Source organism: Halomonas sp. M4R1S46 (assembly GCF_025725685.1).
Classification (GTDB): domain Bacteria; phylum Pseudomonadota; class Gammaproteobacteria; order Pseudomonadales; family Halomonadaceae; genus Halomonas.
Genome location: NZ_CP107008.1, coordinates 2,877,907 through 2,891,697 on the forward strand (window position 1 = coordinate 2,877,907; position 13,791 = coordinate 2,891,697).

The 13,791-nt window shown below is 70.1% G+C and carries 11 protein-coding genes; 7 read left to right on the plus strand and 4 right to left on the minus strand.

What is annotated here, in order from left to right:
• The first annotated feature begins 26 nt into the window (after positions 1–26).
• On the plus strand, positions 27–1,889 hold the full coding sequence (locus OCT48_RS13490; protein WP_412031009.1) for an ABC transporter ATP-binding protein: 1,863 nt from the start codon (positions 27–29) through the stop codon (positions 1,887–1,889).
• Here OCT48_RS13490 and OCT48_RS13495 read toward each other — a convergent pair.
• The gene (locus OCT48_RS13495) at positions 1,880–3,460 is read right to left on the minus strand and encodes a L,D-transpeptidase family protein (protein ID WP_263589651.1); all 1,581 of its coding nucleotides are present in this window, start codon (positions 3,458–3,460) and stop codon (positions 1,880–1,882) included. The genes OCT48_RS13490 and OCT48_RS13495 overlap by 10 nt on opposite strands.
• A gap of 248 nt (positions 3,461–3,708) precedes the next feature.
• On the opposite strand from OCT48_RS13495, the gene OCT48_RS13500 reads away from it, so the two are divergent.
• The 6 genes from OCT48_RS13500 to OCT48_RS13525 all read left to right on the plus strand — a co-directional run bounded on the left by OCT48_RS13500 (position 3,709) and on the right by OCT48_RS13525 (position 8,963).
• Entirely contained in the window at positions 3,709–4,440 is a 732-nt protein-coding gene (locus tag OCT48_RS13500; protein ID WP_263589652.1) for a murein L,D-transpeptidase catalytic domain family protein, read from the plus strand.
• 264 nt (positions 4,441–4,704) lie between these two features.
• Positions 4,705–6,054: a NarK family nitrate/nitrite MFS transporter gene (locus OCT48_RS13505; protein WP_263589653.1), complete on the plus strand. Its 1,350-nt coding sequence runs from the start codon at positions 4,705–4,707 to the stop codon at positions 6,052–6,054.
• A 142-nt stretch (positions 6,055–6,196) separates the two neighbouring features.
• Entirely contained in the window at positions 6,197–6,889 is a 693-nt protein-coding gene (locus tag OCT48_RS13510) for an SDR family oxidoreductase (protein WP_263589654.1), read from the plus strand.
• A 35-nt stretch (positions 6,890–6,924) separates the two neighbouring features.
• The gene (locus OCT48_RS13515) at positions 6,925–7,413 is read left to right on the plus strand and encodes a peroxiredoxin (protein ID WP_263589655.1); all 489 of its coding nucleotides are present in this window, start codon (positions 6,925–6,927) and stop codon (positions 7,411–7,413) included.
• Between the two features lie 33 nt (positions 7,414–7,446).
• A complete protein-coding gene (locus tag OCT48_RS13520) occupies positions 7,447–7,875 on the plus strand; it encodes a GFA family protein (RefSeq protein WP_263589656.1) in 429 nt (142 codons plus the stop codon).
• Positions 7,876–8,108: 233 nt separating this feature from the next.
• Complete coding sequence (locus tag OCT48_RS13525; RefSeq protein ID WP_263589657.1) at positions 8,109–8,963, plus strand: dienelactone hydrolase family protein; 855 nt, start codon at positions 8,109–8,111, stop codon at positions 8,961–8,963.
• Between the two features lie 219 nt (positions 8,964–9,182).
• Here OCT48_RS13525 and OCT48_RS13530 read toward each other — a convergent pair whose 3' ends face one another.
• The 3 genes from OCT48_RS13530 to OCT48_RS13540 form a co-directional block, all read right to left on the minus strand.
• Positions 9,183–9,752 (minus strand): hypothetical protein, encoded by a 570-nt coding sequence (locus OCT48_RS13530; RefSeq protein WP_263589658.1) that lies wholly within the window; start codon positions 9,750–9,752, stop codon positions 9,183–9,185.
• A 310-nt stretch (positions 9,753–10,062) separates the two neighbouring features.
• The gene (gene cobA / locus OCT48_RS13535; protein ID WP_263589659.1) at positions 10,063–10,992 is read right to left on the minus strand and encodes a uroporphyrinogen-III C-methyltransferase; all 930 of its coding nucleotides are present in this window, start codon (positions 10,990–10,992) and stop codon (positions 10,063–10,065) included.
• Positions 10,949–13,684 carry a nitrate reductase gene (locus tag OCT48_RS13540; protein ID WP_263589660.1) on the minus strand — a complete coding sequence of 912 codons (2,736 nt, stop codon included), beginning with the start codon at positions 13,682–13,684 and terminating at the stop codon, positions 10,949–10,951. Before OCT48_RS13540 ends, cobA begins: the two co-directional genes overlap by 44 nt.
• Between the last annotated feature and the right edge of the window lie 107 nt (positions 13,685–13,791).

Here is a 13,791-nt window from a genome sequence, read left to right on the forward strand (position 1 = left end):
ATGAGATCCCCAGCCGGAGCCCACGCTTGACCAGCCGTGATGCCCACGCCGAGACCGCCCCGCCCGGGGAGGGACGCCTGGCCGCCTTCCTCGGCGTCTTTCGCTACAGCCACCGGGCGCTGGGCCTGGTCTGGCAGACCTCGCGGGGCCTGACCCTGGGGCTGGCCCTGTGCACCCTGGTAGCCGGCGTGCTGCCCGCGGTGGCCGCCTGGATCGGCCAGCTGATCGTCGATGCGGTGGTCGCCGCCATGGCCCTGCACCGCGAGGGCTCGGCCCCACTCGTCGACCTGCTCGAGCCGGTGCTGCGCTACGTGGCGATGGAAGCCGGGATGGTGGCGCTGATCGCCCTGGCCCAGCGCGGCCTCTCGGCCCAGCAATCGCTGCTGCGCGCCCTGCTCGGCCAGAAGGTCAACGTGATGATCCTCGAGAAGGCCGGCACGCTGTCGCTGTCCCAGTTCGAGGACTCGGAGTTCTACGACAAGTTGACGCGGGCCCGACGGGAGGCCTCGACCCGGCCCCTGGGCCTTGTCAACAAGACCTTCGGCCTGGCCCAGAACGGCATCTCGCTGGCCAGCTTCGGGGTGCTGCTGGTGCAGTTCTCGCCCTGGGCCCTGGCGGTGCTGGTGATCGGCGCCCTGCCGGTGTTCGTCTCCGAGGCCCGCTTCTCCGGCGACGCCTTCCGGCTGTTCCGCTGGCGCTCGCCCCAGACCCGCATGCAGATGTACCTCGAGACGGTGCTCGCCCGGGAGGACAGCATCAAGGAGGTCAAGCTGTTCGGCCTGGAGCCGCTGCTGCTCGACCGCTACCGACGCATCTTCGACACCCTCTACGCCGAGGATCGTCGCCTGACGATCCGCCGCGAGACCTGGGGCTTCCTGCTCGGCCTGCTCGGCACCCTGGCGTTCTACGGCGCCTACGCCTGGGTGGTGGTGGACACCGTGGCCGGCCGGCTGACGCTGGGGGAGATGACCATGTACCTGATGGTCTTCAAGCAGGGCCAGGCGGCCCTCTCGGCAAGCCTCACCGCGATCAGCGGCATGTACGAGGACAACCTCTACCTGTCGAACCTCTACGAATACCTGGAGCAGCCGGTGGCCCGCGAGACCGGCCGGCGTACCCGGGGCGCCCGGCCGGGCGACGGCATCCGCTTCGAGGGGGTGAGCTTCACCTACCCCGGCGCCGATGCGCCGGCGCTCGCCGACATCGACCTGCACCTGACGCCGGGCCACAGCCTGGCCCTGGTCGGCGTCAACGGCTCGGGCAAGACCACCCTGATCAAGCTGCTGACCCGGCTCTACGATCCCGACGAGGGACGGATCCTGCTCGACGGCAGCGACCTGCGCGACTGGGACCTGGCCACCCTGCGCCGGCGCATCGGGGTGATCTTCCAGGACTTCGTGCGCTACCAGCTCAAGGTGGGCGAGAACCTGGGCGCCGGCGACGTGACGGCCTTCGACGACGAGGCGCGCTGGCAGGAGGCGGCCCGGCGAGGCCTGGCGGAGGACTTCATCGCCACCATGCCGGCGGGCTACCACACCCAGCTGGGCCGCTGGTTCAAGGGCGGGCAGGAACTGTCCGGCGGGCAGTGGCAGAAGATCGCCCTGGCCCGGGCCTACATGCGCGAGGACGCCGATATCCTGGTGCTCGACGAGCCCACCGCGGCCATGGACGCCGCCGCCGAGGCGGCGGTCTACGCCGACTTCCGCGACCATGCCCGGGACAAGATGACGGTGCTGATCTCCCACCGCTTCTCCACGGTGCGCGCCGCCGACCAGATCCTCGTCATCGACGGCGGGCGCATTCTCGAGCGCGGCGACCACCACAGCCTGATGGCCGAGGGCGGCCGCTACGCCCGGCTGTTCCGGCTGCAGGCCAAGGGCTACGCCTGAGGCGGTCCCGCCAGGGCCGCGATCAGGGCCGGGTCCCGGTCGTAGATGTCGGGGCGGAAACTCGGCAGACCGCCGCCCTCCACGCGGGCCGTCCAGTAGTGCAGCATCAGGGGCACCTCCCGGGCCAGGGAGACGTTGCGGGTCCGGCCGGTGGCGATGAGCCCCGTGAGGTCGCGAGACGTGCCGGTGTCGGCGAACAGCATCCGCCCCAACTCGATGACCCCTTCCACGCGAATGCAGCCGGAACTCAGGGCCCGCTGGGGCTGCCGGAACAGGCTCGGCGTCGGCGTATCGTGCAGATAGACCAGATGGTCGTTGGGGAAGCGCAGCACCAGGCGCCCCAGCGGGTTCCGCGGGCCGGCCCGCTGGCGCAGGATGACCCGCCCCGGCCGCCACCAGTCGATGCGCCAGGGGTTCAGGCGATGCCCGTCAGGGGTGAGCACCACCATGTCATGCTCGGCCAGGTAGCCGGGATCGCGGCGCACCCGGGGCAACACGTCCTCGCGCAGGATGGTCGGCGGGACCGTCCAGGTGGGGTTCAGGGTGAAGTGGGTGATCGTCGAGTGCAGCACCGGCGTGGGACGCCCCGGCTGGCCGACGATGATCCGGGCCTGCCAGGTCTCGCCGTCCGGGCGCCGGTAGCGGATGCGCTGGCCGGCCACGTCCACCTGCACGCGATGGTCGGGCGGCGTCCCCGACAGCCAGCGCGCCCGCTCGAGGTTGGCGCGGATCGTCGCCAGGCGCTGGGCGGCCGGGACATTGAGCGCCGCCCGGGTGCGTGGCCCGACCACGCCATCGTCCTCGAGCATGTGTCGCCGCTGGAAGCGGCGTACCGCCTCGACCAGGCCGGCATCATAGTGATGCGGCGCCGGTGCCTCCAGGCCGACATCCGGGTAATGCGCCACGTCAGCGGCCATGACTTCCAACTCGCCGATCGCCGCCAGGCGCCGGCGCAGCAGGGCGACGTCCGCGTCCACGTCGCCCGGTCGCAGCGACTCCCGTCGCTCGGGCAACGTCGGCCAGCCGCCCAGGCGGACGATGTTGCGATAGCGCGCCAGCGAGCGACGCAGGGCGTCGTAGCCCTCGGTGGCGGGCCGCGCCATGGCCAGCGCCCTATCGACCTCGCCGGCCTCCAGGGCCCGGGTGATGGCCACCAGATCCAGCTCGGGCAGTGGCACCGGGATCTCCCAGCCCGGGTAGACCTCGCCGGGATCGAGCCGGCCGCGCTGCAGATGCGTCAGGGCGCGGAGCAGGGTGTCGCTGGCCAGCACATCGAAGCGGGCCCGAGCCGCCTCATCGACGCTCGCCTCGAGGGCATCACCCGCCTCGCGTTCCAGCCGGGCGGGGCGATAGTCCGCCGGCGTCAGGCCCTCGTCGTCCAAGGCATGCAGCAGGTCGACCAGCGCGGCCACCTTGCCCCGATCCTGCCAGGCCAATTCGCCCCCACGGCGCACATAGAAGGCCGAGACACGCGGCGGCGAGGCGCGGAGGGCGTTCTCCAGAGGAACCGGCAGCGGCCGGGCCAGGCCGACGTCGTCCATGGGGAAAGGCCGCAGCGGCTTGGCAGCCACTCCCGTCCCATCCGCGAAGACGCCCAAGGGAGCCACAAGGACCAAAAATGCCATACTCCAACGGCCTAGCCCTCGTGTTAGAGTACCCGCTGTTCGCATGAGACCGCCTCCTGCCGACCGATGGTCGGGACGGGTCTGCCTGGCCGCGATCCTCATGATACGCGCCTTGAGCCAGCGACTTCCTGCCCATTGCCGGGCGTTCATGCGCCGATCCGATTCGTGCAAGCCGACAATAACTGGGACTCCGCATGCCATCGCTGCGTTCGCTTCGCCGAGCGACGGGCCCCCTGCTGGCCGTCGCCCTGATGACCCTGACGCCCCCCGCCCTGTCGGGGAGCTTCCTCGCCCAGGCCCATACCCCGGCCGTGGCCCCCTCCTCCCCGCTGGCCCAGCGCCTGACCCGGCTCGCGCCCAACGCCGATCCCGAGGTACTGCGCCTGGCGGCCCGGGCCCTGCACTGTGCCGACCCCGAGGCCGAACGGCTGGCGGTGATCGACTTCTCGCGGCCGTCCACCGAGGAGCGCCTCTGGGTCTTCGACCTGGGACGGGAGCGACTGCTGTTCCGCGAGCTGGTCTCCCATGGCCAGGGCTCCGGTGACGCCATGGCGAGCGATTTCTCCAACACCCCCGACAGCCACCAGTCCAGTCTGGGGCTGTTCCGCACGATGAACAGCTACCACGGCAGCAACGGCTACTCGCTGCGCCTGGAGGGCCTCGAGCCCGGCGTCAACGATCAGGCCTTCGAGCGGGCCATCGTCATGCATGGCGCCGACTACGTCAGCGAGGCCTTCATCGAGCGCACGGGGCGACTGGGACGCAGCCATGGCTGTCCGGCGGTGCGCTCCGAGGTCGCCGTGCCGCTGATCGACAGCATCAAGGACAGCCAGTACCTGTTCACCTACTACCCCGACCCCGAGTGGCTCCGGCAATCGGCCTTCCTGAACTGCCCCCGCGACGACCGTCGCCTCGCCATGCAGTGAGGCACCATGGCGGGGCATTGCCCCGCCAGCGCATGCTGCCTTGCACCATCACGCCCCCGACGACACCCCGCCCTCTCCCGCCAGAAATTCCGCAACCAACTGAATAAAACGAAATCTTCCTGTAATGGCAATGTATATGCATTGCCATGGGCAGAGCGTGCCAGACGTGGACCAGGCCCCCCGGGGTACGAGTGCGTCGGACCCGACCTTCAATGGCGAAGGCCCAGGATCGTGTGTTCGAACGTCATTCGACGAGGTACCCCCATGGAACTCCGCAACAAGGCCAATCGCATTCGCCTGCTCAACTGGAAGATGCCGCAGATGCGCGCCTTCCACTTCTCGTGGTTCGCCTTCCACATCTGCTTCTTCGGCTGGTTCGGCATCGCCCCGCTGATGGCGGTGGTGCGTGACGACCTGGGCCTGACCAAGACCCAGATCGGCAACACCATCATCGCCTCGGTGGCCATCACCGTGATCGTGCGCCTGGCCATCGGCGTGCTGTGCGACAGGATCGGCCCGCGCCGGGCCTATACCTGGCTGCTGTGCCTGGGCTCGCTGCCGGTGATGTGCATCGGCTTCGCCGACAACTTCGAGTCCTTCTTCCTGGCCCGCCTGGCCATCGGCGCCATCGGCGCCTCCTTCGTGATCACCCAGTACCATACCTCGGTGATGTTCGCGCCCAATGTGGTGGGCACCGCCAACGCCACCTCGGCCGGCTGGGGCAACCTGGGCGGAGGCACCACCCAGATCCTGATGCCGCTGATCTTCTCCGGCATCCTGATGCTCGGCGTCAACGAGGCCCTCGGCTGGCGCCTGGCCATGGTGGTCCCGGGCATCGTGCTGTTCCTCACCGGTATCGCCTACTACCTGTTCACCCAGGACGCGCCGGACGGCAACTTCGACGAGCTGCGTGCCCGCGGCGAACTGCCCGAGGCCGACGGGGAGCACGGCATGGGCGCCAGCTTCGCCACCGCCGCCAAGGACATCCGCGTCTGGGCCCTGTTCGTGGTCTATGCCGCCTGCTTCGGCGTCGAGCTGACCATCAACAACATCGCCGCCATCTACTTCTTCGACAACTTCGGCCTGACGCTGGCCACCGCCGGCATGATCGCCGGCCTGTTCGGGCTGATGAACCTCTTCGCGCGGACCCTGGGCGGCATCTTTTCCGACCTCTTCGCCCGCAACTCGGGCCTCAAGGGCCGGGTGCGCTGGCTGTTCATCGCCATGCTCTGCGAGGGCGTGGCCCTGATGTTCTTCTCGCAGATGCATGTCCTCGCGCTCGCCATCGGCATCATGCTGGTGTTCAGCCTCTTCGTGCAGATGGCCGAGGGCGCCACCTTCGGCGTGGTGCCCTTCATCAACAAGAAGGCGCTGGGCGCGGTGGCCGGCATCGTCGGCGCAGGCGGCAACGCCGGGGCCGTGGCCGCCGGCTTCCTGTTCCGCTCCGAGGCCCTGACCTACCAGCAGGGTCTGTTCTACCTCGGGGTGGCGGTGATCATCGCCTCGCTGTGCGCCCTGCTGGTGCGCTTCTCCCCCGAGGTCGAGGCCGAGGAGAGCGCCGCCTACCAGGAGGCGGCCGGCGCCCAGCCCTCGGCGGCCCTGTCGCTGCGCTGAGTTCCCCCCGCCGGGGCAGGGACGCCCCATCGCCTTCGCCACGCCATCGCCGCCTCGCCGCGGCGGTGGCGTTCGCATTTGCAGGCGGCCGCGGTTCTGGCCATGCTGGAAGCGGGTAGTGACCGGACAAGGGGAGAAGCGCATGGTGGATCGTGTATTCCTGATCACGGGGGCGTCCAGCGGGATCGGCGCGGCCACCGCCCGGGCCGCGTCCCGGGAGCGCTACAAGCTGGTGCTGGCCGCCCGCTCCGAGGCACGGCTCGCCGGCCTCGCCCAGGAGCTCGGTCCCGAGAACGTGCTGGCCGTCGGCATGGACGTGACCGACATGGCCGCCCAGCAGGCCATGGTGGAACAGGCGCTGGAGCGTTTCGGCCGTCTCGATGTGGTCTTTGCCAATGCCGGCCGCGGCGGCTCCCCCGGCGGCTTCAGCGGGGCCGACCACGAGGCCTGGCGCGACATGATCCTCACCAATATCTACGGCGTGGGCCTGACCGTGCAGGCCACCCTGCCGGCCCTGCGCAAGAGCCGCGGCCATGTACTGCTCACCGGTTCCGCCGCCGGCCGCGCCACCCTTCCCGGCTCCATGTACGGGGCCACCAAGTGGGCGGTGACCGGACTCGGCTACAACCTGCGCGAGGAGTTGCGTGGCAGCGGCATTCGCGTGACCCTGATCGAGCCCGGCATGGTCGACACGCCCTTCTTCGACGAGCCCCCCGAGCATGCCCTGCACGACAGGGACATCGCCGAGGCGGTCCTCTACGCGGTCGGCCAGCCCGAGCACGTGGACGTCAACGAGATCCTGGTGCGCCCCACGCCGCCCCGGCTCGATGACTGACGCCACCTTTCCCCCATGACGACAGGAGCCACGCCATGACGATCGCCATCGGTGACCGCCTTCCCGACATCACCATCAAGACCAACGGTCCCGAGGGACCGAAGGATCTTTCCACCGGCGACTTCTTCGCCGGCCGCCGGGTGGTGCTGTTCGCCGTCCCCGGCGCCTTCACCCCGGGCTGTTCCAACACCCACATGCCGGGCTTCGTGGTCCGCGCCGACGATATCCTCGACGCCGGTGCCGATGCCATCGGTTGCCTGGCAGTGAACGACGCCTTCGTGATGGACGCCTGGCAGAAGGACCAGAACGCCGGGCGCTTCACCATGCTGGCCGACGGCAACGCCGAGTTCACCCGGGCCCTGGGCCTGGAGATGGATGCCAGTGCCGGCGGCATGGGCACCCGCAGCAAGCGCTTCGCGCTGATTGCCGACGATGTCGTGGTCGAGTACCTCGGCGTCGACACCCAGAAGGGGGTGATCGAGGCCAGCAGCGCCGACACCGTCCTCGCCCGGCTCAAGGACTGACCCGAGGCCGTGGCCCGCACCGAGGAGACGACCATGCACGATGCCATGACCCTGCGCGGCAGCTGCCTGTGTGGCGCCGTGACCCTGGCGGTGGAGGCCGCCCGGCAGAACATCGGCGCCTGCCACTGCCGGATGTGTCGCACCTGGGGCGGCGGCCCGCTGCTGGCCCTGGAATCGGTCTCCCGCGTCGAGATCGAGGGCGAGAACAGCGTGAGCGTGTTCGCCTCCTCGGACTGGGCCGAACGCGCCTTCTGCCGCCACTGCGGCACCCACCTCTTCTATCGCCTGAGAACCGGCGAGCACTATGCCGTGCCGGCGGGGCTGGTCGATGACGGGGAAGCCTGGACCTTCGATACCCAGATCTTCATCGACGAGAAGCCGCCCTGGTACCACTTCGCCAACGCCACCCGCGACCTGACCGGACGCGAGGTCTTCGAGGCGTTCGAGGCGCGCAAGGACTGAGCGGCCCCGGGACCACGCGATCTCGGCGGTCCCGGGACCGAACGCCCCCTCCCGCCGACGCCCCCTTGCCCCGGTCACGCCGGGGACAGGGGGGCGTGCCGCATCCGCCGCGCGACACGCCCTGGCCGAAACGGGTGACGCCCGCCTTCCCGGCTGGCTATATTAAGAAAGCATGAATGAGCGAAAGCGACCGACGTCGAGGACGCCCCCGATCACAGGCAAGGAGATCCCTGATGCGACACCTATTCCCCCTGGCCTGCCTGGCCGCTGGCCTGATGGCGGGCGCGGCCGGCGTCCAGGCACAGACCGAGCCCTCGCCCGGCGACGAGCAGGTCACTACCCAGTCGGGGCCACGCGTGGTCGGTGAGGTCTTCGAGTATGCCACCGGCGGCACCACCTATGAGGGCTACCTGGCGCGCAATGCCAGCATCGACCAGCCGCAACCGGCGGTGCTGGTGGTGCACGAATGGTGGGGGCTGGACAGCTATGTCCGCACCCGCGCCGATCAGCTGGCGGCGCTGGGCTTCGTGGCCCTGGCGGTAGACATGTACGGCGACGGCCGGCTGGCCGCCCATCCCGCCGAGGCCCAGGAGTTCTCCAGCCGGGTGATGCAGGACTGGCCGGCGGCCCGCGCCAGGCTCGAGGCGGCGATGGCCAGGCTGGGCGAGCACCCGGCGGTGGCCGATGGCGGCATGGCGGCGATCGGCTACTGTTTCGGCGGCAGCGTGGTGATGAACATGGCGCTGTCCGGCATGCCCCTCGAGGCCGCCATCAGCTTTCACGGGGTCCCGACGGTGGCGGTGAAGATGCCCCAGGCCTTCGAGGGCAGCGTGCGCATCCACAACGGCGCCGAGGACGGCTTCGTCGCCCGCGACGACCTGGTGGCGATGGCCCAGGCCCTCAAGGCCCAGGGTGCCGACGTCGAGGTGACGAACTACCCCCTGGCCAGGCACGGCTTCACGAACCCCGAGGCCGATGCGTTCGCCGCGCAGCACGACCTGCCGCTGGCCTATGATGCCGCCGCCGATGCCGCCTCCTGGCAGGCGGCGCTGCTGACCCTGGACGCCGCCCTCAACGACAACGACTGACCGGACGAGGCCCCATCGGGCGTTCCCTCCGGAAATCGCGGAAATCGGGGACGGGTACGTATTTCCGTCCCGCACAGCCAACCGCAGGTCGAGATGTCGCCGGCGACGTCAGGCGGCATCGACCCCGAGATGATCGACGGGGAAATCGGGGACGGGTACGTATTTCCGCGTATTTCCGCCCCACCCAGCCAGCCGCAGGTCGAGATGTCGCCGGCGACGTCAGGCGGCATCGACCCCGAGATGATCGATGATCCAATTGGATTCCTCGAACCGACGCATGGCGTGTTCGGGAGTCCAGCGCTGCTCATCGAGCGTTTCCGGGTCCCATTCGCTGCGCTCTGCGCCGAAGAAGTCGCCTCCGTAGATATGGATCGCCGCGGTCAAACGGGGAATCGGGTTGATCACCGAATGAATGATGTCGTGCTTCAGCGGCGCGGCGTCGCCGGCGGCCAGTGCCTTGGCGCCCACTGCCTCGATGTTCCCGTTGCTGCCTGAAACCCGCCGCCAGAAAATATTGTCCTCGCGACCGGTATAGATGCCGATCACCGCCCACATTCGATGGTCGTGTGGCATGAGCGTCATGTAAGGCGCCCACACCATGTTGATGATGGTCAGCTCCTCCGAGCGATAGAGCGGGTAGAGCCCGCCGCGTGTCGGTTCCCCGAGTGCCTGGAGAATGGCGGCCGGATCGGAAACCGCTCTCGCGACCACTTCGCGCACCCGCCGGGGGGATTCGTCGGCGGCAAGCGCGCTGCGACAATCGGCGATGAACTGTTCGGTGTCAAACATGATGGGTACCCTCCTCTACCGTGCGCCTCGACCGCCAACCCTGGTGTTGCCGCGAGAGAGATTCGGGAACCCACGGTGTCCCGGACAGTCGTGACGCTCGTGGAACTACGGGCGACGAAGTGAGAGATCCCGTGACTTCACCATCGGCCACCTGGAGTGATACTTCCAATGCATTTATTGTTTTAAAAATGATGCAATTTTCATATCAAGCATGAACCTTCGCCACCTGAGTACCGGCGTCGCCGTGGCCGACGCCTTCAACGGCAGCGACTGACCGGACGCGCCAGGCATCACGCGCGGGCTTCCTCCCTCAGGGTTGACGGGCCTCTGACGGCGCCATGGCCGCCGGGCTGGTCTCGACCTTACTCACCACGCTGCCCACCACGATCAGGCAGGGCGACGGCAGCGGGTGGGCGGCGAGCTTGTCCGGCATGTCGGCCAGGGTGCCGGTGAGCGCCGCCTGGTCGGACAGGCTGGCGTTGGCCACCAGCATGATCGGCCAGTCGTCGGGCAACCCGGCACCGCGCAGGCCGGCGCAGATGGCCGCGACCTTGGCCAGGCCCATGTAGAACACCACGGTCTCGTCGCGGCGGGCGAGCGCGGCCCAGTCCGGGGCGCCGCCCTCACGGCACAACTGGGCGGTGACAAAGCGCAGCTGCTGGGCGTGGCCACGGTCGGTCAGCGGGATGCCCATGCCGGCGCAGGCCGCCGAGGCGGCAGTGATGCCGGGCACGATGTGCGCCGGCACGCCGGCCTCGGCCAGCGCGGCGAGCTCCTCGCCCATGCGCCCGAACACCCCCGGGTCACCGCCCTTGAGGCGCACCACCGCCTTGCCCTGCCGTGCCAGGTCGACCAGCAGCGTGCCGATCTCGGCCTGGGGCACGCTGTGATGGCCCCGCGCCTTGCCCACGTAATAGCGTTCGCGACCGGCGGGCACCAGGGACAGCACCTCATCGCCCACCAGGCGGTCGTAGACCACCGCGTCGGCCTGCTGCAGCAGCCGGGCCGCCTTGAGGGTCAGCAGCTCGACATCGCCGCTGCCGGCGCCGACCAGGTAGACGCTGCCCGGGCGGCAGCCCCCCTGCCGGGAGAGTCCCGGGACCTCGGGTGCGCCTCGCGGTACCCACGGGGCGGCCCGCCACCGCGAGGCGTCCCGGCCCAGCCGCACCAGCGCGCCGGCGACGCGCCCCACGACGTCAGACCACTTGGACGGCTTCAGGCTTCTGCTCGGAGCGCGCATGGGCCCCCTCCTCTTCGATCAGGGATTTCAGTTCGGGGATACAGCTGCCGCACTGGGTGCCGCAGGCGAGTCGCGCGCCCAGCGCCTCGACGCTGGCATCGCCCGCGCGGATGGCGGCGACGATGGCGGCCTGGCCCACTTGGTGGCAGCTGCAGACCAGCGGGCCGTTGGCGGCGGCACCGTCATCGCAGCCGGCCAGCAGCCGACGGCGACGCCCGTCCCCCAGGGGTAGGCCCTCGGCCGCCTCGGCGAAGCGTGCGTCGAGCCAGGCCAGGCCCGGCAGCTCGGCGGGCGGCCCCACCATCAGCCACCAGCGCAAGCGGCCGTCCTCGAGGCCGGCCGCCCGCCAGCGGCCGGTGGCGGGATCGTCACACCACAGCGAGGCCGGCACCGGCAGGATCTCGGTGAGGCGTCCCAGGCCCGTCTCGCCCTCGCCCCAGGCCAGCTGCCAGCGGTCGGCATGGGCCAGCGGGATCCGCGTCCAGTAGTCGGCGCTCTGCCGCACGGTCCCGGCGACCTCGAGATCCCCCGCGACCACCAGGGTGGCCTCGCAGGCCGTGGCCAGCGGCGTCACCGCCACGGCGCCGTGCTTGGCCTCGGGCTGGCCGGAGAGCGGATCGACATGGGCCGCGAGCAGGCTGCCGGCCAGGGCCCGGGCCGAGAAGCGATCGGTCCAGTGGATGGGCACGAACACCTCGCCGCGTCGCTGGCCGCGCGACAGCCTGACCCGACCACGGTACTCGCCGGTGGCGCTGGTCAGGCGCGCCAGTTGCTGGTCGCCGAGCCCGAGCGCCTGGGCATCCTCCGGGGCGATCTCGATGAAGGGTTCGGCCCGGTGGTTCATCAGCCGGGCCGCGCGGCCGGTGCGGGTCATGGTGTGCCACTGGTCGCGCACGCGCCCGGTGTTGAGCCGCAGCGAATGGGTCGCGTCGAGCGCCTGGATGGGCCCCCGAGGGCGCACCGGAAAGAGCCTGGCGCGCCCGTCGGCGGTGGCGAAGCGACCCTCCTCGAACAGCCGGGCGGTGCCATGGGGGGCGGCGGCGGTCACCGGCCACTGGATCGGCGCCAGGGCGTCGTAGCCCTCGCGATCCAGCTCGGCCAGCGCCGAGATATCGAACATCCGGGCACGATGGCCCGGGTGGTCGGGCGCGTTCTCGAAGCCGGAGAGCCGGGCGTGCTCGGCGAAGATCTCGCCGGGATGGGCATAGGCGAAGGCCTCGCCATAGCCCAGCCGCCGCGCGACCTCGCCGATGATCCACCAGTCGTGACGCGCCTCCCCGGGCGGGGGCAGCAGCCCCCGCTGGCGGGAGATGCGCCGCTCGGAGTTGGTCACGGTACCGTCCTTCTCGGACCAGGACGTGGCCGGCAGCACGATATCGGCATAGGGCAGCAGGTCGGTGTCGGCCATGCACTCGGAGACGATCACCAGCGGGCATCTGGCCAGGGCCGCCCGTACCCGGTCGGCATCGGGCAGGCTGACCACGGGGTTGGTGGCCATGATCCACAGGGCCTGGATCTCGCCGCGTTCGATGGCCTCGAACAGCGCCACCGCCTTGTGACCGGGTCCCTCGGGCAGGCTCGGCTCCAGCGTGTCGGTGGCCCAGAAGCGGCGCACCCGATCGAGGGCGCCGGGACTGTCATAGTCCATGTGGGCGGCCAGTTGGTTGGCCAGACCGCCCACCTCGCGGCCCCCCATGGCGTTGGGCTGGCCGGTGATGGAGAAGGGACCGGCACCGGGCAGGCCGAGCTTGCCGCCGGCCAGGTGGCAGTTGATGATGGCGTGGCACTTGTCGGTGCCGCTGGACGACTGGTTGATGCCCTGGGAGTAGAGGGTCACCACGTGCAGCTGGCTGGCAAACCAGTAGAAGAAGGTCTCCAGGCGTTCCGGGTCGACATCGCAGTCGGCGGCGATGGCCTCAACGGAGCCGTCGTCCTCGCGGGCCGCGGCCAGCGCCGCATCCAGCCCGGTGGTGTGCTGTTCCAGGTAGACCCGGTCGAGCTTGCCCTTGGCGGCCATCCAGGCCAGCAGGCCGTTGAACAGGCGGGCGTCGCTGCCGGGCCTGAGCCCCAGGTAGAGGTCGGCGATCTCGCAGCTGTCGGTGACCCGCGGGTCGATCACCACCACCCGCATCAGCGGGTTGCGGGTCTTGGCGGTGCGCAGGCGCTGGTAGAGCACCGGATGGTTCCAGGCCAGGTTGGAGCCCACCAGCACCACCAGCTCGGCCTCCTCCAGGTCCTCGTAGCTGCAGGGCACGGCGTCGGCGCCCAGCGAACGCTTGTAGGCGGCCACGGCCGAGGCCATGCACAGCCGCGAGTTGGTATCCAGGTGCGGCGTACCGAGAAAGCCCTTGAACAGCTTGTTGGCGACGTAATAGTCCTCGGTGAGCAGCTGCCCGGACAGGTAGCCGGCCACCGCCGGGTCGCCGGCAGCCTCGCGGGTCGCCTGGAGCCGTTCGGCCACGGCGTCGAGCGCGGTGTTCCAGTCGACCTCGACACCGTCGACCCGGGGGCGCGTCAGACGCCCCTGCGCGCCCAGGGTCTCGGCGAGCGCCGAGCCCTTGACGCACAGGCGGCCGAAGTTGGCCGGATGCGTGGCGTCGCCCTCGACGCCGACCATGCGGTCGCCGTCGATGTCGGCCAGCACGCCGCAGCCGACACCGCAGTAGGGGCAAGTGGTTCGCGCCTGATGCATAACGCCCTCCTCGATCGTGGGTCCCAACGACGACGCCCACCGCCGCACGGGTGGCCAGCGCGGCGGTGGGCGTCGTTGCCTGGGGCCACCGTCATGGCGGCCCGGGA

Excerpts from the sequence above, each read along its gene's own strand:
- OCT48_RS13500 (WP_263589652.1), top strand. The coding sequence starts at position 3,709 with ATGCCATCGCTGCGTTCGCTTCGCCGAGCGACGGGCCCCCTGCTGGCC.
- OCT48_RS13505 (WP_263589653.1), top strand. The coding sequence starts at position 4,705 with ATGGAACTCCGCAACAAGGCCAATCGCATTCGCCTGCTCAACTGGAAG.
- OCT48_RS13510 (WP_263589654.1), top strand. The coding sequence starts at position 6,197 with ATGGTGGATCGTGTATTCCTGATCACGGGGGCGTCCAGCGGGATCGGC.
- OCT48_RS13515 (WP_263589655.1), top strand. The coding sequence starts at position 6,925 with ATGACGATCGCCATCGGTGACCGCCTTCCCGACATCACCATCAAGACC.
- OCT48_RS13520 (WP_263589656.1), top strand. The coding sequence starts at position 7,447 with ATGCACGATGCCATGACCCTGCGCGGCAGCTGCCTGTGTGGCGCCGTG.
- OCT48_RS13525 (WP_263589657.1), top strand. The coding sequence starts at position 8,109 with ATGCGACACCTATTCCCCCTGGCCTGCCTGGCCGCTGGCCTGATGGCG.
- OCT48_RS13530 (WP_263589658.1), bottom strand. The coding sequence starts at position 9,752 with ATGTTTGACACCGAACAGTTCATCGCCGATTGTCGCAGCGCGCTTGCC.
- cobA (WP_263589659.1), bottom strand. The coding sequence starts at position 10,992 with ATGCGCGCTCCGAGCAGAAGCCTGAAGCCGTCCAAGTGGTCTGACGTC.
- OCT48_RS13540 (WP_263589660.1), bottom strand. The coding sequence starts at position 13,684 with ATGCATCAGGCGCGAACCACTTGCCCCTACTGCGGTGTCGGCTGCGGC.